We start from the raw sequence: 22317 nt of genomic DNA on the forward strand, positions 1-22317 counted from the left end.
CACATAACCACCAACCAGGAATGCCATGGGAACGCTGATTCTCGCTGTAACCACCCTGTTCCTCTATAGCATTGGCACTGCCCTCCAGGCGCTTGGCTTCAGGGGTCGCATCAGCGTCAACAAGAACATCCTTACCGTCATCGGCGCCCTGGGCCTGGTTGCCCACGGCCTGCTGGTGTGGCGCACCCTGTTTCAGGACGGTGCCCTGAACCTTGGTTTTTTCCAGAGCTCGCTATTGATCTCCTGGCTGATGGCTGCACTGCTGCTAATCATGAACCTGCGAAAGCCCCTCGATGGCCTGTTTCTCGGGGTTTATCCATTGGCCTGCATCACGGTGGTTTTCGCGCTGCTGACCCACGCACCACCCCGTTTTATCCAGCGGGATGATTGGGGCATTCTGTCCCACATTGCGCTCTCGGTCACCGCCTACAGCCTGTTTGCGCTGGCAGCGGGTCAGGCATTGTTACTCTACTTTCAGAACCGCCAACTCAAGCAAAACTACAACAGCCCGCTGGTCCGTAACCTGCCACCCCTTCAAACCATGGAGTCGTTGCTGTTCGAGCTGGTGTGGGCCGGCGTGATCGTGCTGGTACTGGCTATTGTCACCGGCGCAATCTTTGTCAGTGACCTGTTCGCCCAGGACCTGGCCCACAAAACCGTATTCTCCCTTATTTCACTGGCGGTTTTTGCCGCCCTGCTGATCGGGCGCCAGACCCAGGGGTGGCGCGGCATCACTGCAAGCCGCTGGACCCTTGCCGGCTGTGCCCTGTTGGCCCTTGCCTATTACGGCAGCAAGTTCGTACTCGAACTGGTCTTCCACCGGGCAGGTTGACACCCGGCTTGCCGGACCCTATTTTTCCCCTTCATACGCAACACAAGGACCTCCTCTCTTGAACGAGGCATCGCTAACGGCGCTGTTCTTCCTGCTTGCCGGCCTGATCGTTCTATCGGCTTTTTTTTCCAGCTCCGAGACCGGGATGATGTCCCTCAACCGGTATCGCCTCAAGCACATGGCCAAGACCGGCCATCGTGGTGCGCGCCGGGCACAGTCCCTGCTGCAGCGTACCGACCAGCTGATCGGGGTCATCCTGATCGGCAATAACTTTGTCAACATCCTGGCCTCATCCATTGCCACGGTTATTGCGATCCGCCTCTGGGGAGATGCCGGCATTGCCATTGCTACGGTAGCCCTGACCATCGTAATCCTGATTTTCGCCGAGGTAACACCGAAGACCCTGGCCGCTCTTTTCCCCGAAAAGATCGCCTTCCCTGCCAGCCACGTGCTCGGCCCCCTGCTGAAGATCCTTTATCCGGTGGTCTGGGCCGTTAACCTGTTTACCGGCCTCATCCTGCGGATGCTCAGAGTGTCTCCTGATGACGCCAACTCTGAACACCTGTCGCGGGAGGAGCTGCGCACCCTGGTAAACGAGGCCGGGGCCCTCATCCCGTCCAAGCACAAGGATATGCTGGTCAGCATCCTTGACCTGGAAAAGGTCACGGTGAACGACATTATCGTGCCCCGCAATGAGATTGTGGGCGTTGACCTGGATGATGACATCGAAACCATCCTGCGACAGCTACGCACCAGCCAGCATACCCGCCTGCCGATCTACAAGGGTGACATCAACAACATCCAGGGCGTGCTGCACCTGCGTAACGTATCCCGCCTGCTGATGCAGGACGACGTCAACAAGGCCATGCTGATGCAGCTTTCCCGGGAGCCCTACTTCATTCCCGAGAGCACCCCGCTAAATACCCAGCTGATCAATTTCCAGAAGGCGAGGCGTCGTTTCGGCATCGTAGTGGATGAATATGGTGACGTACTCGGCATCGCCACCCTGGAAGATATCCTGGAAGAGATTGTCGGTGACTTCACAACGGACTACTCGGAAACCAGTCCGGACATAATCCCCCAGGACGACGGCACCTTCATCATTGACGGCAGTGCTGCAGTGCGCACCATCAACAAGAACCTGAACTGGAAGCTTCCCACCGACGGCCCCAAAACCCTTAACGGACTGATCACCGAGACCCTGGAGTCCATCCCGGAAACCAATGTTTGCCTGGTCATCCACGGCCACCGGGCCGAAGTACTGCAGATCAAGGACAACGTAGTCAAGGCCGCCATCGTGCACCCCATGCCAAGGAAGAAATCCTTCATCCGCAAACGCGCCACCTGATGATATATTCAAACGTTCTAATAATTGACTTTTAACAAGATCATGATTTAAACGATTCCTTGACCGTCATAGCTCCTCTACCCAAAACTGAATCTGTGCGACAGATTGACGCGCAAGCAGCTTGCAGGGCGAAGGTTTGCCTCAGCCACTGCAGGTTGCCCGACAACAATAAGAGGAGAAGGTCCATGAGCCTTTCACATACCGTAGGTCTGCTCACTCATCCTGATGAAGAGTGGGAAGCTATTCGTAATGAATCTGAATCTGTTTCGAAGCTCTATTTTGGCCATATTTTGCTATTGGCCCTTATTCCAGCGGCAGCCGCATTCTACGGAACCACCCAGGTCGGCTGGCAGGTTGGAGGCAGCCAGGTCATAAAACTGACAATGGGCAGCGCACTCCAGCTCTGCGCCCTGGCCTATTTCGCAATGCTTGCGGGCATCTACATCATCGGCAAGTTCATCGACTTCTTTGCGGCCACCTACGACGTCAAGGAAACCACTCCCCGGGGCGTGACCCTCGCGGCCTATACCGCCACACCCATCTTCCTGCTCGGCGTTATAGCCGTATATCCCAACATCTGGGTGAACATGGCGGTCGGCATTGCGGCCATCGCCTATGCGGTCTATCTTCTCTATCAAGGCTTGCCAATCCTGATGAAGATCCCGGAAGAGCGTGGCTTCATGTTTGCCTCGTCAGTGCTGACAGTGGGCCTGGTAATGTTCGTAGGCCTGCTCGCCATCAGCGTGGTGATCTGGAGCATGGGCATTGGCCCCCAGTACGTCAGCTGAGCCTGACGGTAATGCGCCAGCAGGACCGAGAGGCCGGCCCGAAAGGGCCGGCCTCTCTGCGCAATAAGCCTGTCCAAGAAAATGCTTATATCGCTTTTCGGGACAGGGCCATATTGTTACTAATAATTAATCGTGTAACCTCGGTATATTTTGCGATAGATTACGCAGATAACTAACGATCTCAGAGTAAGCTCGGTAACGTATCCGGTTGAGGCGTATCAGGAGTCAGCCATGAACAGACAATCCGGCATACATTACCTGCACGACAGACCCAGTGCAGGAGGGCCGGTTACCGTTCCTCCGGAAGTGTCCCGGATTCGGGATACCGTGGTAGCAGGGTTAGGCGACCTTCTGCAGGGCGCATTCGATGCCGTGGATGACTCCCTCTTCGAGCTTGCCAATAACGCCCGCAGCAACAACGAGCAAAACCGCTATTTCGAGGCGATGCGGGAAATCCGCATCAAGCGCAAAGGTGTGGAGAAGCAGTTCCAGCACTCCGTTGGCGCCCTCTTTGATCATCCGCCACTGGCCGATGCGGACCAGAATTCCCAGGACCAACCGCGACAGCAGGACTCCACATCTGCCGACAGCCTCTCGCTGGTACAGGACGATGAACTGGAAGAACAGGTCGCCCTCAGTGCGATGATTTCCAAGGCCCGGGCCTATTTTCAGGGCCCCCTCCTGCAACTCCAGACCCGCTTTACCGTGATATATCCGACAGCGTCGGAGGAGCGTCCCGTCAATCCGATGTTGCCCGATTACATTTGCCGGGCCTTTGCCAACGCTGCAGGCGCATTCGAGATCCAGATCCGGGAACGGCTCATCGTACTCAAGCAGTTCGATCGCTACGTGATAGCCAACCTTGGCATGTTGATGGACGAGGCAAACCGGATCCTCGTACAGGCTGGCGTGGTGCCTAATTTCCGCTACCAGGGCAAGACCCGCCAGGAGCACACGGACACAACCGCTACCGACCCAACCACTCAGGGCCGCGGTCAGGCGGCCGAAACCGCGGGCAACTACCAGGTCAGGGAAGACGACGCCCTGTTCCAGCAAATCCGCCAGTTACTGGCTGAACAGCGAGGCCATCGCAGCTATAGCGCCAGCCATTACGGCGCTGGCCACGGTGGTACAGAGATCCATATTGTAGGCGGGACCGAGCTGCTCCAGATGCTCTCCCAGGCATCGGCCAATACTACGGGACAGAGCGTCCCGCAGAATAACCTCAGTGCCGGTGAACCCGTTACCGTCGACCTGAGGGACCTGGTTGAACACATCCTGGAATCCCGGCAGACCGAGGATGGTAAGCAACCTGCCCTGCAGGAAATGGACGAGGACCTGATCAACCTCGTCTCCATGCTGTTCGAATTCATTCTCGATGATTACAACCTCTCAGCCCCCATCCAGGTACTCATCAGTCGCCTGCAAATCCCGATTCTCAAGGTCGTCATCAAGGACAAGTCGTTTTTCAGCCGCGCCAACCATCCCGCCAGGAAATTACTCAACTCGCTGGCGCGAGCCGGTATCGGCTGGAGCAACGCAGACGAGAAGTCCCGAGACAAGCTCTACGAGCAGATCCACAACATTGTGGCGAGGATTCTCGAGGATTTTGACGGCGATGTTACCCTGTTCGAAACCCTCGGCGACGAATTTGACCAGTTCCTGACCCGGGAAAACCGCAAGGCCTCCCTGGTAGAACAGCGCACACGGGAGTCCGAACGGGGCCGCATCAAATCCCAGAAGGCCCAGGAGACGGTTGACCGCACTCTGCGGGAGAAGCTTGAGCGCCGCCCGGTGCCGCCGGCCATCCACGACATCCTGATGAACGGCTGGAGTCGCGTCATGTTCCTGGCGTATCTGAGGGACGATGTGGAGCACCGCTGGGAGCAATCGGTTCGGGTAGTCGATGACCTGGTGTGGTGCCTGCATCCTCACCTGGACGATGATGAGCGGGATCAGTGGGTGCGGGTGGTGCCGCGGCTGCTCAAGGCCCTTCGTGCGGGGCTGGAAGAGGTATCCTACAACTCATCCCGCCTGGACGATATGATGGCGAAGCTCAAGCACGAGCTCACCGAGGCCTTCCGCAACCTGGCCCTGGCCGAAGCACGGGAGGCTGGCCAGCCGGAGCCGGTGGTACCGCCGCCCGAGGAAGCTGTCGAGGATACTGAGGAGCCCCTGGATGCGGGTATCGCCGAGTTCCTGCCGAAAATTGACGCCATCACTATCGGGCAGTGGGTGGAGTTCCGCCTGGTGAATGGCTCCAGCTTCCGCTGCAAGCTGTCCGCGGTTATCGATGAAGCGGACTGCTTTGTGTTCGTTAACCGAATGGGACTCAAAGTGATTGAGAAAACCCGTATCGACCTGGCCCACGAGATGCACCGCGGCCGCCTCACCATTCTCGAACAGGGCGCCCTGATTGACCGGGCCCTGGATGCGGTTGTTGGCAGCTTGCGCAAACAGGCCTGACCGACCTGCCAGCCATTAAAAAAGCGCCCGGTGGGGCGCTTTTTTATTTTGATTGCAAAGACCCGTCTTTCGGTCAGGCTTCCTGCTGCTTGGCTGCAGATTTGATCATTTCAGCCAACTCACCACTCTCGGAAAGCTCAAGGACGATATCACATCCACCAACAAGCTCACCGTTGACGTAGAGCTGGGGGTAGGTCGGCCAGCTGGAGTAGGCCTTCAGGCCTTCACGCAGTTCCTGGTTATCCAGGATGTTCACAAACGCGAACCGCTCACCGCAGGCCATGACTGCCTGCACGGTGCGGGCAGAAAAACCACACTGTGGTGCCTGGGGAGTGCCTTTCATGTACAGGATTACCGGGTTCTCTTCCAGTTGGCTCTTGATTTGCTCATTGATATCCACAATATCACCTCACGCGTGGGGATTGATCTGGCGTTTATTGTACACGCCAACGCCAATTCCGACCAACATACTCAGGTATCTCCGGGACCCGCCGGGCGTGATACCCGTCAATTGTCATCCCCACGGGAACCCTATAGACTTGGTCTTTTCGTCCCGCAGGGACCCCCGGGAGCCCCTCGGAAAGTCCTGACATTCACTGTCACGATTTTCCCGGGGCTTCCTTAATTTTGGCCGTGCAGCCGGTGCGGGATTCGCATTCCGGCGGTATTCTCGTTTGCTGTCGGCCGGGAAATGATAACGGGCATCGCCATGGCTGTAAGACACTTTCTCACTCTCAACGACCTGAACATCAAGGAACTGAACGCGCTATTGGACCACGCCAGTTTCCTTCGCCGTGAGTGGCAGGCCGGCAAGGTTCGGAGCACCCTGTCAAACCGCGTGCTGGCGATGATTTTCGAAAAGTCCTCCACCCGCACCCGGGTATCCTTCGAGGCGGGCATGGCCCAGCTCGGGGGCAGTGCCATGTTCCTCTCACCCCGGGACACGCAGCTGGGTCGCGGTGAACCTATCGAGGATTCTGCACGGGTTATCTCCAGCATGGTGGATGCGGTAATGATCCGCACCTTCGCCCACGAGACCGTGGACCGCTTTGCCAGTGTTTCCAGGGTACCGGTCATCAATGCCCTGACCGATGACTTCCATCCCTGTCAGTTGCTGGCCGACATGCAGACCTACCGGGAGCACCGGGGTGATATTGCCGGCGCCACCGTGACCTGGGTCGGCGATGGCAATAACATGTGCAACTCCTACATCAACGCTGCCCGCCTGTTCGGTTTCCAGCTGAACGTTGCCTGCCCGGAAGGCTATGCCCCTGACCCTGCCCTGCTTGAGGCCAATGAGGACTGTGTCAGTGTTTTCGAGGATCCCCGTGATGCCGCCCGCGGCAGCCACCTGATCGTCACCGATGTGTGGGCGTCCATGGGCCAGGAAGAAGAAGCAGATGCCCGCAAGAAGGTGTTCGCGCCTTACCAGGTCAACAGCGAACTGATGGCCCTGGCCGCAAGCGACGCGCTGTTCATGCATTGCCTGCCGGCTCACAGGGGCGAGGAGATTTCCGATGGCATGCTGGATCATCCCGGCTCCGTCGTCTGGGATGAGGCTGAAAACCGCCTGCACGCCCAGAAGGCCCTGCTGGAGTTCCTGATCCTCGGCCGGCTGGAACAGTAAGCCGGCCCGCTGCAACCCTTCCACTACGGCTGACCGGAGTCATTGCCCATGCCCCCACATAACCTCACTACCGACACCTGGTTGCTGGATGTCCGGGCGCTGGGCTGCGGATATGGTGACGGCAACGTGGTTTCGGATGTGAGCTTTGCCCTGGGTCACGGGGATATCGGCTGCCTGCTGGGCCCCAGCGGTTGCGGCAAGAGTACTATCCTGCGGGCACTGGCGGGGTTTCTGCCAGTGAGCGAGGGGGAAATTCGCCTCAATGGCCAGGCCATCAGCCTGCCCGGGCGAACCACGCCACCAGAGAAGCGCCGCATCGGAATGGTCTTCCAGGACTATGCGCTGTTCCCCCACCTCACCATTGCCGAGAATGTCGGCTTCGGTCTCAAGGGAATGAAACGGGGCGAAAGACACGCCAAGGTGATGGAACTGCTGCAGCTTGTGCACCTCCAGGACCTTGCCGACCAGTACCCGCACCAGCTGTCCGGTGGGCAGCAGCAACGGGTTGCCCTGGCCCGGGCGCTAGCGCCCGAGCCTACCCTGATCCTGCTGGACGAGCCCTTCTCCAACCTGGATGCCGACCTGCGCCGACGCCTCAGCCTGGACGTGCGGGATATCCTCAAGGACCTCGGGATCAGTGCACTGCTGGTCACCCATGACCAGCAGGAAGCCTTTGCCATGTGTGACCAGGTCGCGGTGCTCAAGGACGGTCGCGTGCAGCAGTGGGATGTGCCCTACAACCTGTACCACGAACCCGCCAACCGCTTTGTCGCAGGCTTTATAGGCCAGGGGGCCTTTATTCCGGGGCGGGCTACCGGGCCGGATACCATCGACTCTGAACTCGGCCACCTGGTAGGTAACCGGGCCTACCGCTGGCAACCCGGCACCCTGCTCGACGTGCTTATCCGGCCGGACGATATTGTCTACGACGAAGAGTCAGAGCTCCAACCCAGGGTAGTCGAGAAAACCTTTGCCGGCACTTCCACGCTTTACCGCTTTCACATGTCCGAGGACACCGAGTTCGAAGCACTTTTCCGCAGCCACCTCGACTTCCGCCTGGGAGAACATGTGCCGGTTCGGGTCGAGGCTGACCACCTGATTGCGTTCGAACGCACCTGAGCCCGGTTTTACAACCCGTACATTACTGTCGGCGTGGCCAAACCAGGCTGAACCTTGCGCCCCCCAGATCGTCGCTACGACTGACAAAGGACTGGCCACCGTGCCAGAACAGGATACGGCGAACAATGGACAAACCCAGCCCGTAGCCCCCGGAATTGCGGGTTCGACTGTCATCAAGGCGCGCGAAGGCGCTGAACACCTTCTCCCACTCCTGCTCCGGGATACCCGGCCCGTCATCTTCCACGTCTACCCGACAGTTTTGTTCATCCAGCAGGCAGCTTACCCTTACCTTGCCAGTTGCATACCGACAGGCATTGCCCACCAGGTTCTGGATCGCCCGATGCAGGTATCGTGGCTCAATATCGCTTTCAGAAAACAGCTCAGACTGTTCCGGAATCACTGCCTCGATAGCCGTTGCCGGGTGCAGGACCCCCTGCTCTTCCACCACCTGGCGGACGATATCGGTCACGCTGGCTGGCCGCAGGCTGAATACTGGCCCGCCCTGTTCCAGCCTGGCGTAGGTGAGAATTTCATCGATCAGTTCGTCCAGCTCCTGGATGTCGTTGTCGATGCCGTCCAGCTGTCGATGCAGGGCTTGTTCATCACGGGCCGTTTCGATCATCTGCACACCGAAACGAATACGGGCCACAGGGGTACGCAGCTCATGGGAAACAGCGTGGATCATTTCCCGCTGAACCTCGACCAGCCGCTGGATCTGTTCCGCCATACCGTTGAAGGACCGGGCAAGGCGCGAAACCAGGCTCCCCTGCCCCAGCTCCACCCTGGCTTCCAGGTCACCCCGGGCGATTCGGACGGCAACCGACTCCACGGACCGGAGGCTGTGCTCAAGATCCCGCATCAGCAGGCGCACAGCAACGAGCAGAACCAGCGCCGCCAGCCCCACCAACAATACCAGGACCGGCAAGGTAAGCGCCCGGAAGCCCCCAGGCATATCCATTCGCATCAGGGTTCCATCATCGAGCCGAAGCAATACGTGGCCCTGCTCCTGGTCGCCATACCAGGCAATATTGCGTTCCCAGACCCGTGTCAGGACTTCCGGTTGGGGTAGCCGACGGGAATCCGCCAGTGCCGAAAGGCGAACACCCAGCGACTCCGCCAGCGGAATGGCCGCAGATTCCCGGTCAGCTGCCGGTATCTCGTTAAGGTGCCACAACAGAACCAGTGCCGTAGCTTCAGCCACGTCCGGATACAGATTACGTAGTCGCATGGAGAGCACGCCACCCGCAGGCCTCGCCACCAGGACCCGGGGGCCCAGCTGGTCCCCCTTTACCAGGGTATGGCCATAGCCCAGACGCTCCAGGGAGACGGCGTCCAGGTTCAGCGCGTCTGCATCTCGGATGCGGAAGTCATAGAGACGTGGTAGCCAGTGGTAATGCTGCCCCGGAGAGGGAGTTCGGGCCAGCCAGGTCATCAGGGGAGTCGCCAACTGCTCCTGCCAGGCCTGGTGGCGAACCGATGACAGCCCCCAGGCAACCAGCGAACAGACAAGCGCGATCAACACCGCAAGGCCGGCGAGACGTGTGAACAGCTTGATGGAAAAAGTTACGGGCATGGGTCAGCCAGGCTGGGGCAGCATAGGGATTTCACGACACTGCCCGGTCCGGGATCAGGCTTCCTTGACGAACAGGTAGCCTTTACTGCGTACCGTCTTGATGCGGCGCGGATGCACCGGATCATCACCGATCTTCGGCCGGATCCGCGACACCCGGACGTCAATGGAACGGTCCTGGCCATCGTACTCAATGCCCCGTAACGCCGTAAAAATCTCTTCACGACTGAGCACCCGCCCGGCACTACGGGCCAACAACCAGAGCAGGTCGAATTCGGCACTGGTAAGGTCGATGCTTTCATTGTTCAGCCAGGCCTCACGCATGGAACGGTCGACCACCAGGTCGTTGAACTGTAGCCGGACCGGTTCGTCGTCAGAACCGCCGGCAGCGGTTTCGCCCTCAGCCCCTGCGGGGCCACCAGCCCGCCGCAGCAGCGCGCGGATCCTGGCCAGCAGTACCCTGGGCTTTACCGGCTTGCCAACGTAGTCATCCGCCCCCATTTCCAGGCCGAGGACCTGGTCAAGGTCGTCGCTGCGAGCCGTCAGCATGATAATCGGCCCCTCGTAGAAGGGACGTACCCGGCGGCAGATGGACAGGCCATCCTCTCCGGGGAGCATCAGGTCAAGCACTACCAGGTCCGGGCGCTCATTACGGATACGCTCCACCGCATTGCCACCATGACTCTCGTGGCTCACCACCAGGCCATTGCTCTCAAGGTACTCACGGGTCAGGTCCGCCAGACGTTCGTCGTCCTCGACAATCAGGATTCGCCAGCCTTCGTTTGTCTGTTCCACGCCATCCATCTCTGCTTTGTGTTGTTATCCGTCAGAGAGCGCCCCGGCTACGGCAGCACCCTTGCGTAATTGCCGGCACCCCTCCGGCCAGCCCTGTTACATATAGCCGATAAAGCGTCATGAATAAACTCAGTCGCTTAGCCGGTTCATGTAACAACGATTATACATACTGACGCGGGAAATACATGATGCCACGCAATGTAACCCCCAGTCACAAAAGATAGCACTCCTGAGCCCCTTCGCCACTGTAGCCATCACCGCAGGGCCCGACATCGTCACAGAGTCGTCACCGGGAGGTCACCGGGCTGTCACAGCGTCTTCATAGCCTGTTCCTGAACGGACAACCAGAGAGCGCCCGATGACCGCATTAACCGCCCGTGCCGATGTTTCCCGTCGACTCAATACCTGTGTGACCCGCGACCCGGTAGAGGTAGAACGTGCCCAGCGGCTGCGCTACCAGGTTTTCTCAACTGAGTATGGCTCTGATCTGGGCGCTGCCACCCCGGGGCTGGACGCCGACCCCTTTGATCGTTGGTGCGATCACCTCATGGTCACTGACGGAGTTACCGGGGAGCCGGTTGCCACTACCCGCATCCTGCGCCAGGATCACAGCCATGAAACCGGGGGCTTCTATTCAGAAAACGAATTCGACCTGAGCCGGCTGCTTGCCCGACCCGGGCGCGTTGCCGAGCTGGGTCGCACCTGCGTCCATCCGGACTACCGTAATGGCGCCACTATCGGCCTGCTCTGGTCCACCCTCGCGGGGTGGCTCACGGAACATCGGGTAGACAGGGTGATCGGTTGTGCCAGCATCAGCATGCAGGACGGTGGACTGAAAGCCTGGCGTGTTGCCCGACATCTCCAGGACCGGTATCTTTCATCAGAAGATGACCGGGTTTGGCCGAAACGCGAGCTACCCCACCTGACCCGGTCAAACCCGGAACGCCCGGTAGAGATACCGGCGCTGATCCGAGCCTACATGCGGCTGGGGGCCCGGGTATGCGGAGAACCTTGCTGGGATCCCGAATTCCGCTGCGCTGACGTTCTGGTGCTGCTGGAAGTCAGTGATCTTTCTGCCCGATACAGCCGCCATTTCATGCGGCGTATCCCGCAAGGAGCATGAGGGGAGCTGATACGGAGAGAACAATGGCGGTAGTTCGCCTGCTGATCAGACTGACCTTTCTGCTGCTGGTATTGGGCGTAATTACCGCCGTTGCGCTGATGCTCCTGATGATGGACCGCCTGACCGGACGTCGTCATAACCGGTCGCCGGTGGCGCGGACCTGCTTTCTGGCCTGCTGCCGCTGTCTGGGTATTCACATTTCCGAATCAGGAACGCCGCCGGCAGAACCGGTATTGCTGCTTAGCAATCACATCTCCTGGACGGATATCCCTGTTCTGGGCGGACTGATGGAGATCCGCTTCCTGTCAAAAGCGGAGGTCGCCAGCTGGCCGTTGGTAGGCTGGCTGGCGCAGCAGGCCGGTACGATGTTTATCCGTCGGGGTGGCGGAGAGGCTGCCCAGCGCCGGCAGGATATCACCCGCACCCTCAAGGCAGGGCAGTCGGTTCTGGTATTCCCTGAAGGCACCACATCCGCAGGCCTTACGGTTCTGCCGTTTTTTCCTCGACTGATCGGTGCCGCCACGGCAGCCGAAGTGCCCATAGTGCCAGTGTCCATCGCCTACCTGCGGGAGGGTGAACCCTGTCATATCGCGCCGTTCACCGGTGACGATGAGTTCCACCATCACCTGCTGCGGCTACTGTCAGCCCCGGCACCGGAAGTTCGGGTGACCTGGCACCCGGCGATTACACCGGTCGCAGGCGTCAGCGCACGGGAACTGAGTGACCAGGTGCGGGAGGTGATCCTTGAAGGCTTACGCCGTAGCCATCAGGAAGCAGGCATAAGCGGCTGCCCGGCGGCCACCTCGTCGTCCGTGGCCTCCCGTACCGAGATGATCTCGAGGTCGAAGTAAAGCGTGAAGCCCGCCAATGGGTGGTTCGCATCCACACGGATCAGGTTTCCGTCGATACCGACCACCTGAACCACCTGGGCTTCTTCACCCGTATTTGTCTGGAACTTCATACCCACCTGCAGGTTCTCCACACCCTCAAATGCTGACCGCGGCACCTTGCGCACCAGCTCCGGGTTATGCTCACCATAGGCGAGTTCAGGGGGTACGGTAACCTCCAGGCAGTCGCCGGGACCACGGCCCCTCACGGCTTTCTGGATACCTTCGATAACATGGCTGGCGCCATCAAGGAAGGTCAGGGGCTCGCCGCCTTCTGAGGTGTCTACCACCTCGGCATTGCGGTTCTTGAGACGATAGTGGACCGTGTAGATCAATGGACGTTGCATCAGTTAACGGTTTCTCCGGATGAATTCAGCGCGCCGGTCTGCTCCAGGGCAACGGTTAGCAGCCGGCGATTGAGTCGGGCCCCTGGCCCCCGCCCGGAGGCCAGGCCCATGCGCTCGAACCAGGGCTGCAATATTTCCTGGCTTACATCAGCCCTGACAGCCCTGGCGAAGGTGCGCAGCTTACCACGGGTGGTTGCCGTTGCCGACTTCAGCGCCTGCAACGCCCTGGCCAGCACCAACTCCTCGTCGGTAAAGTCACAACCGAATGGAAACGCCGGAAACGCGTCACCGTTGCCCACGGACGTCAGGGCCTCCCGGACATGCTCCGGAGTATTTTCCCGCCAGGAGGCGGGCAACTCGAAGTCCTTGCGCACCTTGCCCGCCGCCTTGGCCTCTTTCAGCAACGCTGGCTGAAACCGGGCATCAGCGATGCGGATCAGCGCAAGGTAGACCTCTTCATCCGGCTTGCCCCTCAGATCGGCCAGCCCGTATTCAGTAATCACAATATCCCTCAGGTGGCGGGGAATCGTGCAGTGACCATAGCCAAACACGATATTCGAGAGCGTCTCGCCACCACTCTCCCGGGTGCTGCGCAGGGTGATCACCGAGCGGGCCCCGGGCAGGTCGTGGGCCATAGCCACAAAGTTGTACTGCCCCCCGACACCACTGACAACACGGCCATCGTCCAGCCCGTCGGAAACCGCTGCTCCGGCCAGGGTGTGCATCATCGCTGAATTGATGAAGCGGGCATGGCGCCGCTGGGCGACCTTGAGACGCTGGCTACCAAAGCGATGGTCGTAAAGGTCATTGATAAAGTTCACGCTGGTCATGGAGATCCTGGCCCGGCCCTCTTCATCCAGGTCTCGAAGCTGCTGGTAGAAGTCCGCAGGCCCCAGATAGAAGCCGCCATGCATGACCACACCGTCATCGGTCACCGGCTCTCCCCGGTTGGCCCGCTCCTGGGTGTCGGGGTCCTCGTAAACCTGACGCTTCAACACACCGGCCTTCATCAATTGGATAAAGCCATCCACCATCATCTCGCTGCAACCGTACAAACCTTCCCGGAATGGTCCGGTGTCCCCTTCAGCGGAAACGAACGGAAAGCGCGCAGCTACCTTGAGATGGTCGTATAACGCCTGCCACTGCTCATTATGACGGTGGCGGAGAATGGCGCTGTGCACTACCGCAGCGCCCAGGGACCCTATACCTACCTGCAATGTTCCGCCATCCCGGAGCAGCGTGCTGGCGTAAAAGCCGATCAGGTGGTCTGGTGGGCTGATGGACTGCTGCGGCACCGGGAACAGGTCGTAGTCCGACTCTGGCTGTTTGAGTAACACGTCGAAATCGGAGCAAGGGATGGCCGCATGGTGGCCCAGCCAGGGCAGGTTCCGGTTCAGTTCTCCCACCACGGCCACCTTCTGCCCGGCCGTTTCCTGCTGGCGCAGTTGCGGCAGCAAGTCCAGTGTCAGGTCAGGGTTACAGCTCAGGCTAAGCGCCCCGCCCGGCTCCCGGGGTGGCGACACCATCTGGAAGACAACATTGATCCCCTGCGCCAGTAAATCCCGCACCGCATGGGTGTAATTGGTGCAGACGTAGTTGCGCTGCTGCTCTTCATTATCGAGGAAGCTGCCCGCCTTGAAGAAGAACTCGGACACTTTCACATTTGCCGGCAGCCTGCGCTCCATAACATCTCGAGCGTAGCGCAATTCCGGCACTTCGCCATAGAGCCTTGCCACGAAAGGACCGAGAAACCCCTGCTCCAGAGCTGAGCTGCCCTTCGGTGCCAACAGGGAGATTGCGGTTACGATGTGAAGATCAAGGGTCGGGTCATTGCAGGCCCGCTCGTAAAGTGCGTTAGCCAGCCTGACGGGCTTGCCCAGCCCCAGGGGCAGCCCCAGCACAATACGCTTGCCAACCCGCTCAATAACCGCATCCACACAGGCGTCAGCCGTGGGTGCCATGATGTCTTCCGGTATTTCAGACATGGATAGATCACGCCTCCCTGGGTGCAAGCAATGGGAGGATCATCCCATGTCACCAGAAGGCTGACAAATCCGTTGAAGCGAGGTGATGAGCTGGGGCTCAGAAGTTCCAGCGCAGGTTGAGGGCAGCGCCTTCGTTGATCAGGGCGATGGAGTGGTCCGGCTGTGCGGATTCAGAGGCAAAACGGCGACCATGGCGATCGGCAGAGTCCGACAGGCGCCAGCTGAGCAGGCGGGAGCCCAGGTCCAGCAAGGCATCCTCGTCGTCATAGATAAAATCACCTGACATGCGATCCTGGATCTCCGAGGGATTACCATTATAGATTTCGGTGGGCAGAGCCTCTCGTTCACCCGCCTCAGCACGGACGACAAAGGCCACCGTATTCAGGATCAGAAGGGCAACGAAAAGGCGAAGGATCATGGGATTTCTGCCTGCGAAGTCACTTGTAAAATGGATTTAACAATTATGACCAAAGTCTAACGGTTTGCACACAGAACTCTGTGACTGGATGCACAGCAGAAGGGACGTTTCAGAAACAGTTTGTCTTTGAATGTAACAAAATGTATCCACCCCGGAAACAGGTCACAGACGACCTGCGCCGGGGTACTCAACAGGCCATCCTGGCCTGTCGGCAAGGTGGGTTTTCACGGGCAGGGGTAGGTAAATTCCTGGTGCAGTCCTTCCAATGCATCGAGCACCTCATCGCTGAGGCTGATGCTCACCGAATCCATGTTCTCCCGCAGCTGTTCCATGGTAGTGGCCCCAATAATATTGCTGGTTACAAAGCGGCGGCTGTTCACCCAGGCCAGGGCCAGGTGTGCCGGTGTCAGACCATGGGCTCTGGCCAGGTCGCAATACGCGCGGATGGCCTTTTCGGCACGTTCGCCCTGGTAGCGGACGAAGCGTTTGAATAGGGTAATCCGTGCGTTCTCCGGCCGCTGACCGTCCAGGTACTTGCCGGTGAGCATGCCGAACGCCAGCGGCGAATAGGCCAGCAGGCCGACATCTTCACGGTGGGCCACTTCCGCCAGGCCCTGCTCGAAAGTCCGGTTCAGCAGGTTATAGGGATTCTGGATGGACACCGGACGGGGCCAGCCATTCTGCTCGGCCAGCTGCAGGTACTTCATGGTGCCCCAGGGCGTTTCATTGGACAGGCCGATGTGGCGGACCTTGCCTTCCTGCACCAGCTCATGGAGGGCGTCCAGGGTTTCCTCGATGGGCGTGAAATCCTCGTCCTCGCGATGACGGTAACCCAGCTTGCCGAAGAAATTGGTATTCCGGTCCGGCCAATGCACCTGGTACAGATCGATGTAGTCCGTCTGCAGTCGTTTGAGGCTGGCATCACAGGCTTCGCGGATGTGTTCCCGGGTCAGGCGCGGGCCGTTACGCAGGTAGGTGAGCCCGTTGCCGGGACCTGCCACCTTCGAGGCTATTACCAGGTCATCCCGGCGTCCCCGACGTGCCAGCCAGTTACCCAGGTATTGTTCGGTCAGACCCTGGGTTTCAGCCTTCGGCGGGACCGGGTACATTTCTGCAGCATCGATGAAGTTGATGCCTTCACCGGTAGCGTAGTCCAGTTGCTCGAAGGCTTCCTGCTCGGTGTTCTGCTCCCCCCAGGTCATGGTGCCCAGGCAGATCAGGCTCACGTCCAGGTCGGTACGGCCCAGTCTTCGCTTTTCCATCCTTCCTCCTACGGCTTGGTTAATCTCACTCTGCACGCCCGGGTCAGTCCTGGCGTGGGTTTCAAGGGAATGTCACAACACTGAAGTCTGACGGTCATATTTGATTTCCATAGTGAGTATATGGAAAACAAGTCAGTTGTCTCGTTAATGGACCAAGAGGTTAACCGCAACCACCCGAATCATCCAGCAAGGTCTCTGAATGAACACAGTCAGTAGTCAGCCCCCTCCTCGCCGGATCACGATCGTCTCGGAAACCTTTGCTCCGGAGATCAACGGGGTGGCCAACACCCTGAAACAGCTGTGCCGGGGGCTGTGTACTCGGGGCCATGAGGTACAGGTGGTACGACCAGCCCAGACCGGGGACAAGGGCGTAGGTGAGCTCCCAGAGCCTGGCATTGTCTTGCACCATGACCTGGTGCGGGTAGCAGGCCTGCCCCTGCCAGGCTACCCGGGCCTGCAAGTCGGGCTGACTCGCCGGCGGCGACTATCTGACCTGTGGCGGCAGAAGCGTCCTGACCTGGTATACGTAGCGACCCAGGGCCCGCTCGGGGTGGTGGCAGTTGCCGCCGCCAGGGAATTGGGCATTCCGGTTTGCTCGGGCTTTCATACCAACTTCCACAGCTACAGCCGGCATTACCATGCGGCCTTCCTCTCACGCCTGCTGGAACGCTACGGGCGCTGGTTTCACAACCGCACCGCCCTCACCCTGGTACCGACCCGGGCCATGGCAGCGCGGATCCAGGCAATGGGAATCCATCCCGTGGGGCTCTGGAGCCGGGGCGTCGACTGCCAGCTGTTCGCTCCCGGCAAACGGGACCCGGGGTTACGTGAGGCCTGGGGGCTGCAGCCACAGGACCGGGCGGTACTCTACGTGGGCAGGCTCGCATCAGAGAAGAACCTGCAGCTGGCCGTCTCCTGTTTCGAGCGGGTACGCGCCCTGCACCCGAAGGCAAGGTTCGTGCTGGTCGGTGACGGGCCGCAACGCAGGCGACTGCAGGCCAGGCATCCCGACTACATTTTCTGCGGTGTCCGCAAGGGGGAAGACCTGGCCCGGCACTATGCCTCCGGCGACCTGTTCCTGTTCCCCAGCAAGACCGACACTTTCGGCAATGTGGTGACAGAAGCCATGGCCAGCGGGCTGGCGGTGGTGGCCTTTGACGATGCGGCGGCCAGTGAGCATATCCGTCACCAGGAGAACGGCATGATCGCCGCCCTGGACGATGATGAGGCCTTTGTAGAACACGCCTTGACCCTGGCCCAGCAGAACACCTTGCTGGGCAACATCCGCCAACAGGCGCGACTGGATGCACTGGACCTTGACTGGGCCAGCCAGGTGGAGCAATTCGAACAACTCACCCTCACCCTCAAGAGGAGGGACCGCTGCCATGCCGTCACCCCGGGTATCCCGCTTCTTTGACCAGGTCGACCAGGCGGAATTTGCCTTCTGCCGGATGATTAACAGCAGCCTGCGCTTTCGGCCGGTCACCATGCTGTTCCAGGTGGTCAGCCGGCTCGGGGACGGTTGGCTCTGGTATGCGCTGATCCTGTCCCTGCCGCTGATGTATCCGGATGAAGGGCTGGCGATTGCGTTGCTGATGACCGGCGCCGGGCTCACCTGCACCCTCACCTACAAATGCCTCAAGCGAACCCTGGTGCGGGAGCGACCCTTTATCTCATTCCCGGTTATCCATTGTGGTACACCGCCGCTGGACCGCTACAGCTTTCCCTCGGGCCACACACTTCATGCGGTCTGCTTCACCACCGTACTGGCACTGACCCTGCCGGCGCTGGCCCTTGTGGTACTCCCGTTTACCCTGGCGGTGGCAGCGTCGCGGGTTGTGCTCGGACTGCACTACCCCAGCGATGTCCTGGCCGGCGCGCTGGTTGGTGGCGTGATGGGCGTAGTCTGGGTGGCGCTGGGTGCAGGGCCGCTGCTGGCATGGTTTGGCACAGTCGCGGCAGGTTGAGAGCACTTGCTGGCCGGGCCTATTCGAACAGTCGTAACTGGGTAATCGGCGCGCTGTCTTCCCGGAACCTTACCCCTACGCCGAGCAGACGAACAGGCCGGTGTTCGTCTGTCACCAGTTCATCGAGCAGGGGCAGGAACTCCCCGGCTACCGGCATGGCGTCCGGCCCCGGCTCTCTTACCCGCTCCAGGGTGTGGGTAGAGAAATCGCTGTAGCGGACCTTGATAAACAGTTTGTGCAGGGGCTTGTGACTGCCCTTACGCTCCAGCCGGCGGTGCAAGTCGTCCACGAGGCTTGTCATGACCTGCTGGCAGGCCTCCTTGCCCGGCAGGTCCCGGGAGAAAGTGCGCTCGACACTGACCGACTTGGCCACCCGTGTAACGACCACCGGGCGGTCATCCCGGCCATGGGCCATATGCCAAAGGCGAAGGCCCTGTTTGCCGAACAGCCGGACCAGCTCTGCTTCACCGGCCTCCCTGAGGTCACCGCAGGTCTGCAGGCCCCGGTCATTGAGCTTGCCGGCGGTAACAGGCCCGACTCCGGACAGTTTTTCCACCGGCAATACCTTGACGAAATCATCCACCTGTTCCGGGGTAATCACGAACAGGCCGTCCGGTTTGTTCCAGTCGCTGGCGATCTTGGCCAGGAACTTGTTCGGGGCGACGCCGGCGGACACGGTAATCCCGATACGCTCCCACACCTGCTGGCGAATATGGCGGGCCATCAGGGTGGCGCTGCCCTGGAAGGCCTCCACCTCACTGACATCCAGGAAGGCCTCATCCAGCGACAGGGGTTCCACCAGGTCGGTCAGCTCCCGGAAGATGGCCATCACCTGGCGGGAGACCTCCCGGTAGCGGGGCATGTCCAGGGGCACCATGACCAGCTCCGGGCACAAGCGCCGGGCCTCGCCCCCGGGCATGGCGGAGCGCACACCGAAGGCCCGGGCGCGGTAGTTGCAGGTGGTCACCACGCCGCGTCCACTCTGGCCACCCACGGCAATGGGTACCTCCCGTAATGAGGGATCGTCCCGCATTTCTACCGCGGCATAGAAACAGTCGCAGTCGATGTGGATGATCTTGCGCACCAGGTTACGGCAGCCTCTGTATAAACGTACAGCCTTGTATCTTACGCGCTGTTGCCGAGAATGTCAGACATTTGCAGGCCATTCCCGGCACAGGAACCTGAAACCATGAACAATGAATTTTCCGGCCAGACCCGCACCGAGATCGAGGCGGCGGCCTTCCGCCGGCTGGTCAGCCATCTGCAGACCCATACCGAGGTCCAGAACATCGACCTGATGAACCTGGCCGGCTTCTGCCGCAACTGCCTGTCCAAATGGATGCGATCCGAGGCAGAAGAGCGCGGCATCGCACTGACCGATGCCGAAGCGCGGGAGCATATCTATGGTATGCCCTACGACGACTGGAAAGCCAGGTATCAGCAGGGCCCGAAACAGCCCCATAGCGGAGACCACAGGGAATGAACATCAATGAAGCCGTCCGCATTCACCTCGCATCCCTGGCGGCCGGCCACTCGGACTTCGAGGACACCCTCGCACTGGTTGGCCGGTACTTTGATTACTCGCCCACTGGTTTCCGTAATGGGCCGCTGTACAATGCCGCCGGCGAGAACGAGGGTTCCTGCAAGGTGTTTGCCCTGGCCCAGTTCAGCAACCTGAACGAGGCCCAGGCCCTGGCACTGTTCGGCCGTCACTATCGTGATGTGCTTGACGACCCGGCCGGCAGCAGCCATGGCAATATTCGTCAGTTCATGGCCACCGGTTGGTCCGGTATCGCTTTCGATGGCCCGGCCCTGAGGCCCCAGACCACATCCACAATCCAGGACACGCAAGCATGACCGACGCGCTGCAGGCCAATGACCGGCCCGCCTTCCAGCTCAAGGGCACCACCGTCTCCCTGACCGCCCTCGAGTTGGCCTACTTTGACGAGGAATCCTTCGAAGCAGCCCTGCGGGAGAAAATCCGCCAGGCCCCGGGCTTTTTCCGGAACATTCCCATCCTCATCAGCCTCGATCACTACCAAGGCCCGACCGCCGAGCTGGATTTCTTCAAGCTGTTGGGAATCTGTCGGCGCCACGACATCCATGTAGTGGGTGTACGGGGCGGCGATGAGGACCAGCGCCGGCTGGCGCGTCATGCTGCCATCGCGGTGCTACCAGGCAGCGGCCAGAATGACAGGCCCTCGTCGCCGGAAAAAGGCCCCGAAACCGGTCCGGCAGCAGAGAGTGGAACGGACGCACCCAACGCTGAAAGCACCCCCGCCAACCCGGCGCCGGCCCGCATCGTGTCGCAGCCGGTGCGTTCCGGCCAGCAGGTTTACGCCCCTGAAGGGGATTTAATTATCCTTGCGCCGGTTCAGGCTGGCGCCGAAGTACTGGCGGCAGGTAACATTCATGTATATGGCCCCTTGCGCGGCAGAGCGCTTGCCGGCGTCCATGGCCAGGAAGAGGCACGGGTGTTCTGCCAGTCCCTGGAGGCAGAGCTTGTGTCCATTGCCGGCCACTATAAAATCTCGGAAGATCTGCAGGAGCGCGGCTGGAAAGCCCCGGTGCAGATCCAGCTCAGGGACGACCTGCTGGTGGTCACACCACTTGACCGCTCCCCGGGCTGACCCCCTGACAAAAAATCAATCATCAGCAGACAGGACCGCAACCTTGGCTAGAATCATCGTTGTCACATCAGGAAAAGGCGGGGTCGGCAAGACCACCACCAGTGCTTCCATCAGTACCGGTCTGGCCCGCCGCGGGCACAAGACCGTGGTGATCGATTTTGACGTGGGCCTGCGTAACCTGGACCTGATCATGAACTGTGAGCGTCGGGTGGTGTATGACTTCGTTAACGTCATCCAGGGCGACGCCAGCCTCAACCAGGCCCTTATCCGGGACAAGCGGGTTGATACGCTCTACATCCTGCCCGCCTCCCAGACCCGGGAGAAAGAAGCCCTGACCAAGGAAGGCGTGGAAAAAGTCATCAACGAGCTGTCAGAAACCTTCGACTATATCGTTTGCGACTCCCCCGCCGGCATCGAGCATGGCGCGCTGATGGCGCTGTACTACGCCGACGAGGCAATCGTGGTCACCAACCCCGAGGTATCCTCGGTGCGGGACTCCGACCGCATTCTCGGTATCCTGCAAAGCAAGTCCCGCCGGGCTGAGATGGGGCAGGATCCCGTCAAGGAACACCTGCTGCTGACGCGGTACAACCCCGATCGCGTTGAGAAGGGCGAAATGCTCTCAGTGGCGGATGTGGAGGAGATCCTTGCCATTCCCCTGCTGGGTGTCATCCCCGAGTCCCAGGTGGTTCTCAACGCCTCCAACCAGGGCACGCCTGTCATTCTTGAAGATCAGAGTGATGCCGGCCAGGCCTATGACGACGCCGTTGCACGACTTCTGGGAGAGGAGCGGGAGCACCGCTTCATGAGTTCCCAGAAGAAAGGCTTTTTCGCACGGATGTTCAAGGGGTAAACAGGATGAGCTTCCTAGATTATTTCCGGTCCCGAAAAAACACGGGGTCGGCGAACGTTGCCAAAGAACGGCTTCAGATTATCGTGGCCCATGAACGGGGCAAGCGCGACCAGCCCGATTACCTCCCGGAATTGCAGCGGGAACTGGTTGCGGTTATTCGCAAATACGTCCAGATTGACGATGACCAGGTTCAGGTGGAAGTGGACCGTAACGACGACTGCTCCGTACTGGAGCTGAACGTTACCCTGCCTGAACGCCGCTAAGCCTGGCGGGTTCGTCTCGCCTGAGCGGGCCCGCCAA

Annotated in this window: 23 protein-coding genes; 15 read left to right on the plus strand and 8 right to left on the minus strand. The window is 60.0% G+C overall.

The annotated features are described in order from the left end of the window. Positions 1-25: 25 nt before the first annotated feature. The 4 genes from BM036_RS05195 to BM036_RS05210 all read left to right on the plus strand — a co-directional run bounded on the left by BM036_RS05195 (position 26) and on the right by BM036_RS05210 (position 5434). Complete coding sequence (locus BM036_RS05195) at positions 26-832, plus strand: cytochrome C assembly family protein (RefSeq protein WP_091849181.1); 807 nt, start codon at positions 26-28, stop codon at positions 830-832. 58 nt (positions 833-890) lie between these two features. Next, positions 891-2180, plus strand: coding sequence for an HlyC/CorC family transporter (locus BM036_RS05200; RefSeq protein WP_091849182.1), 1290 nt, complete (start codon positions 891-893; stop codon positions 2178-2180). Between the two features lie 185 nt (positions 2181-2365). Then, complete coding sequence (locus BM036_RS05205; RefSeq protein WP_091849183.1) at positions 2366-2968, plus strand: Yip1 family protein; 603 nt, start codon at positions 2366-2368, stop codon at positions 2966-2968. Positions 2969-3199: 231 nt separating this feature from the next. Continuing rightward, positions 3200-5434, plus strand: a complete 2235-nt coding sequence (locus BM036_RS05210; RefSeq protein WP_091849184.1) for a DUF1631 domain-containing protein — start codon at positions 3200-3202, stop codon at positions 5432-5434. A gap of 73 nt (positions 5435-5507) precedes the next feature. Here the strand turns inward: BM036_RS05210 and grxD are convergent, their stop codons facing one another. Then, positions 5508-5834 carry a Grx4 family monothiol glutaredoxin gene (gene grxD / locus BM036_RS05215; RefSeq protein ID WP_091849185.1) on the minus strand — a complete coding sequence of 109 codons (327 nt, stop codon included), beginning with the start codon at positions 5832-5834 and terminating at the stop codon, positions 5508-5510. Positions 5835-6143: 309 nt separating this feature from the next. On the opposite strand from grxD, the gene argF reads away from it, so the two are divergent. Both argF and BM036_RS05225 read left to right on the plus strand, forming a co-directional pair. Then, entirely contained in the window at positions 6144-7061 is a 918-nt protein-coding gene (argF, locus tag BM036_RS05220; RefSeq protein WP_091849364.1) for an ornithine carbamoyltransferase, read from the plus strand. 48 nt (positions 7062-7109) lie between these two features. Beyond that, positions 7110-8180, plus strand: a complete 1071-nt coding sequence (locus BM036_RS05225; protein ID WP_091849186.1) for an ABC transporter ATP-binding protein — start codon at positions 7110-7112, stop codon at positions 8178-8180. 22 nt (positions 8181-8202) lie between these two features. Here the strand turns inward: BM036_RS05225 and BM036_RS05230 are convergent, their stop codons facing one another. Both BM036_RS05230 and BM036_RS05235 read right to left on the minus strand, forming a co-directional pair. Continuing rightward, positions 8203-9753: an ATP-binding protein gene (locus tag BM036_RS05230; RefSeq protein ID WP_091849188.1), complete on the minus strand. Its 1551-nt coding sequence runs from the start codon at positions 9751-9753 to the stop codon at positions 8203-8205. A gap of 54 nt (positions 9754-9807) precedes the next feature. Next, positions 9808-10554 carry a response regulator gene (locus BM036_RS05235; RefSeq protein ID WP_091849189.1) on the minus strand — a complete coding sequence of 249 codons (747 nt, stop codon included), beginning with the start codon at positions 10552-10554 and terminating at the stop codon, positions 9808-9810. Between the two features lie 349 nt (positions 10555-10903). On the opposite strand from BM036_RS05235, the gene BM036_RS05240 reads away from it, so the two are divergent. Then, entirely contained in the window at positions 10904-11668 is a 765-nt protein-coding gene (locus tag BM036_RS05240; RefSeq protein WP_091849190.1) for a GNAT family N-acetyltransferase, read from the plus strand. 23 nt (positions 11669-11691) lie between these two features. Next, positions 11692-12519 (plus strand): lysophospholipid acyltransferase family protein, encoded by an 828-nt coding sequence (locus BM036_RS05245; protein WP_177185999.1) that lies wholly within the window; start codon positions 11692-11694, stop codon positions 12517-12519. On the opposite strand, the gene BM036_RS05250 is transcribed toward BM036_RS05245, so the two are convergent. From BM036_RS05250 to BM036_RS05265, 4 genes are all read right to left on the minus strand, one after another. Continuing rightward, complete coding sequence (locus BM036_RS05250; RefSeq protein ID WP_091849200.1) at positions 12435-12902, minus strand: FKBP-type peptidyl-prolyl cis-trans isomerase; 468 nt, start codon at positions 12900-12902, stop codon at positions 12435-12437. The two genes, BM036_RS05245 and BM036_RS05250, sit on opposite strands and share 85 nt — an antisense overlap. Then, positions 12902-14887 (minus strand): acetyl-CoA hydrolase/transferase C-terminal domain-containing protein, encoded by a 1986-nt coding sequence (locus tag BM036_RS05255; RefSeq protein WP_245742477.1) that lies wholly within the window; start codon positions 14885-14887, stop codon positions 12902-12904. Before BM036_RS05255 ends, BM036_RS05250 begins: the two co-directional genes overlap by 1 nt. 97 nt (positions 14888-14984) lie before the next feature. After that, entirely contained in the window at positions 14985-15305 is a 321-nt protein-coding gene (locus BM036_RS05260) for a hypothetical protein (protein WP_091849201.1), read from the minus strand. Positions 15306-15529: 224 nt separating this feature from the next. Further along, the gene (locus BM036_RS05265; protein ID WP_091849202.1) at positions 15530-16567 is read right to left on the minus strand and encodes an NADP(H)-dependent aldo-keto reductase; all 1038 of its coding nucleotides are present in this window, start codon (positions 16565-16567) and stop codon (positions 15530-15532) included. Positions 16568-16766: 199 nt separating this feature from the next. Between BM036_RS05265 and BM036_RS05270 the strand changes: the two genes are divergently transcribed. Together BM036_RS05270 and BM036_RS05275 are read left to right on the plus strand one after the other, a co-directional pair. Continuing rightward, positions 16767-17984, plus strand: coding sequence for a glycosyltransferase family 4 protein (locus tag BM036_RS05270; RefSeq protein ID WP_091849203.1), 1218 nt, complete (start codon positions 16767-16769; stop codon positions 17982-17984). Beyond that, entirely contained in the window at positions 17953-18534 is a 582-nt protein-coding gene (locus BM036_RS05275; RefSeq protein ID WP_091849204.1) for a phosphatase PAP2 family protein, read from the plus strand. The genes BM036_RS05270 and BM036_RS05275 overlap by 32 nt, the downstream gene beginning before the upstream one ends. Positions 18535-18553: 19 nt before the next feature. Here BM036_RS05275 and dinB read toward each other — a convergent pair whose 3' ends face one another. Continuing rightward, positions 18554-19618, minus strand: a complete 1065-nt coding sequence (gene dinB, locus BM036_RS05280; RefSeq protein WP_281247011.1) for a DNA polymerase IV — start codon at positions 19616-19618, stop codon at positions 18554-18556. A gap of 105 nt (positions 19619-19723) precedes the next feature. Here dinB and BM036_RS05285 point away from each other — a divergent pair, with 105 nt between their 5' ends. The 5 genes from BM036_RS05285 to minE are packed head-to-tail and all read left to right on the plus strand — an operon-like array spanning position 19724 to position 22280. Further along, positions 19724-20017, plus strand: coding sequence for a DUF1244 domain-containing protein (locus BM036_RS05285; RefSeq protein ID WP_091849206.1), 294 nt, complete (start codon positions 19724-19726; stop codon positions 20015-20017). Beyond that, on the plus strand, positions 20014-20391 hold the full coding sequence (locus BM036_RS05290; protein WP_091849214.1) for a HopJ type III effector protein: 378 nt from the start codon (positions 20014-20016) through the stop codon (positions 20389-20391). The genes BM036_RS05285 and BM036_RS05290 overlap by 4 nt, the downstream gene beginning before the upstream one ends. Beyond that, entirely contained in the window at positions 20388-21164 is a 777-nt protein-coding gene (gene minC, locus BM036_RS05295; protein ID WP_091849221.1) for a septum site-determining protein MinC, read from the plus strand. The genes BM036_RS05290 and minC overlap by 4 nt, the downstream gene beginning before the upstream one ends. 43 nt (positions 21165-21207) lie before the next feature. After that, positions 21208-22017: a septum site-determining protein MinD gene (minD, locus tag BM036_RS05300; RefSeq protein WP_091849223.1), complete on the plus strand. Its 810-nt coding sequence runs from the start codon at positions 21208-21210 to the stop codon at positions 22015-22017. Positions 22018-22022: 5 nt separating this feature from the next. Beyond that, the gene (minE, locus tag BM036_RS05305; protein WP_091849225.1) at positions 22023-22280 is read left to right on the plus strand and encodes a cell division topological specificity factor MinE; all 258 of its coding nucleotides are present in this window, start codon (positions 22023-22025) and stop codon (positions 22278-22280) included. The last annotated feature ends 37 nt before the right edge of the window (positions 22281-22317 follow it).

Origin of the sequence: Marinobacter segnicrescens (assembly GCF_900111555.1) — a bacterium.
In the GTDB taxonomy this organism is placed as follows: Bacteria; Pseudomonadota; Gammaproteobacteria; order Pseudomonadales; family Oleiphilaceae; genus Marinobacter; species Marinobacter segnicrescens.

Bases quoted from the DNA above. Each gene is read 5' to 3' on its own strand.
- BM036_RS05195 (WP_091849181.1), top strand. From the start codon at position 26: ATGGGAACGCTGATTCTCGCTGTAACCACCCTGTTCCTCTATAGCATT.
- BM036_RS05205 (WP_091849183.1), top strand. From the start codon at position 2,366: ATGAGCCTTTCACATACCGTAGGTCTGCTCACTCATCCTGATGAAGAG.
- BM036_RS05210 (WP_091849184.1), top strand. From the start codon at position 3,200: ATGAACAGACAATCCGGCATACATTACCTGCACGACAGACCCAGTGCA.
- argF (WP_091849364.1), top strand. From the start codon at position 6,144: ATGGCTGTAAGACACTTTCTCACTCTCAACGACCTGAACATCAAGGAA.
- BM036_RS05225 (WP_091849186.1), top strand. From the start codon at position 7,110: ATGCCCCCACATAACCTCACTACCGACACCTGGTTGCTGGATGTCCGG.
- BM036_RS05230 (WP_091849188.1), bottom strand. From the start codon at position 9,753: ATGCCCGTAACTTTTTCCATCAAGCTGTTCACACGTCTCGCCGGCCTT.
- BM036_RS05235 (WP_091849189.1), bottom strand. From the start codon at position 10,554: ATGGATGGCGTGGAACAGACAAACGAAGGCTGGCGAATCCTGATTGTC.
- BM036_RS05240 (WP_091849190.1), top strand. From the start codon at position 10,904: ATGACCGCATTAACCGCCCGTGCCGATGTTTCCCGTCGACTCAATACC.
- BM036_RS05245 (WP_177185999.1), top strand. From the start codon at position 11,692: ATGGCGGTAGTTCGCCTGCTGATCAGACTGACCTTTCTGCTGCTGGTA.
- BM036_RS05250 (WP_091849200.1), bottom strand. From the start codon at position 12,902: ATGCAACGTCCATTGATCTACACGGTCCACTATCGTCTCAAGAACCGC.
- BM036_RS05255 (WP_245742477.1), bottom strand. From the start codon at position 14,887: ATGTCTGAAATACCGGAAGACATCATGGCACCCACGGCTGACGCCTGT.
- BM036_RS05260 (WP_091849201.1), bottom strand. From the start codon at position 15,305: ATGATCCTTCGCCTTTTCGTTGCCCTTCTGATCCTGAATACGGTGGCC.
- BM036_RS05265 (WP_091849202.1), bottom strand. From the start codon at position 16,567: ATGGAAAAGCGAAGACTGGGCCGTACCGACCTGGACGTGAGCCTGATC.
- BM036_RS05270 (WP_091849203.1), top strand. From the start codon at position 16,767: ATGAACACAGTCAGTAGTCAGCCCCCTCCTCGCCGGATCACGATCGTC.
- BM036_RS05275 (WP_091849204.1), top strand. From the start codon at position 17,953: ATGCCGTCACCCCGGGTATCCCGCTTCTTTGACCAGGTCGACCAGGCG.
- BM036_RS05285 (WP_091849206.1), top strand. From the start codon at position 19,724: ATGAACAATGAATTTTCCGGCCAGACCCGCACCGAGATCGAGGCGGCG.
- BM036_RS05290 (WP_091849214.1), top strand. From the start codon at position 20,014: ATGAACATCAATGAAGCCGTCCGCATTCACCTCGCATCCCTGGCGGCC.
- minC (WP_091849221.1), top strand. From the start codon at position 20,388: ATGACCGACGCGCTGCAGGCCAATGACCGGCCCGCCTTCCAGCTCAAG.
- minE (WP_091849225.1), top strand. From the start codon at position 22,023: ATGAGCTTCCTAGATTATTTCCGGTCCCGAAAAAACACGGGGTCGGCG.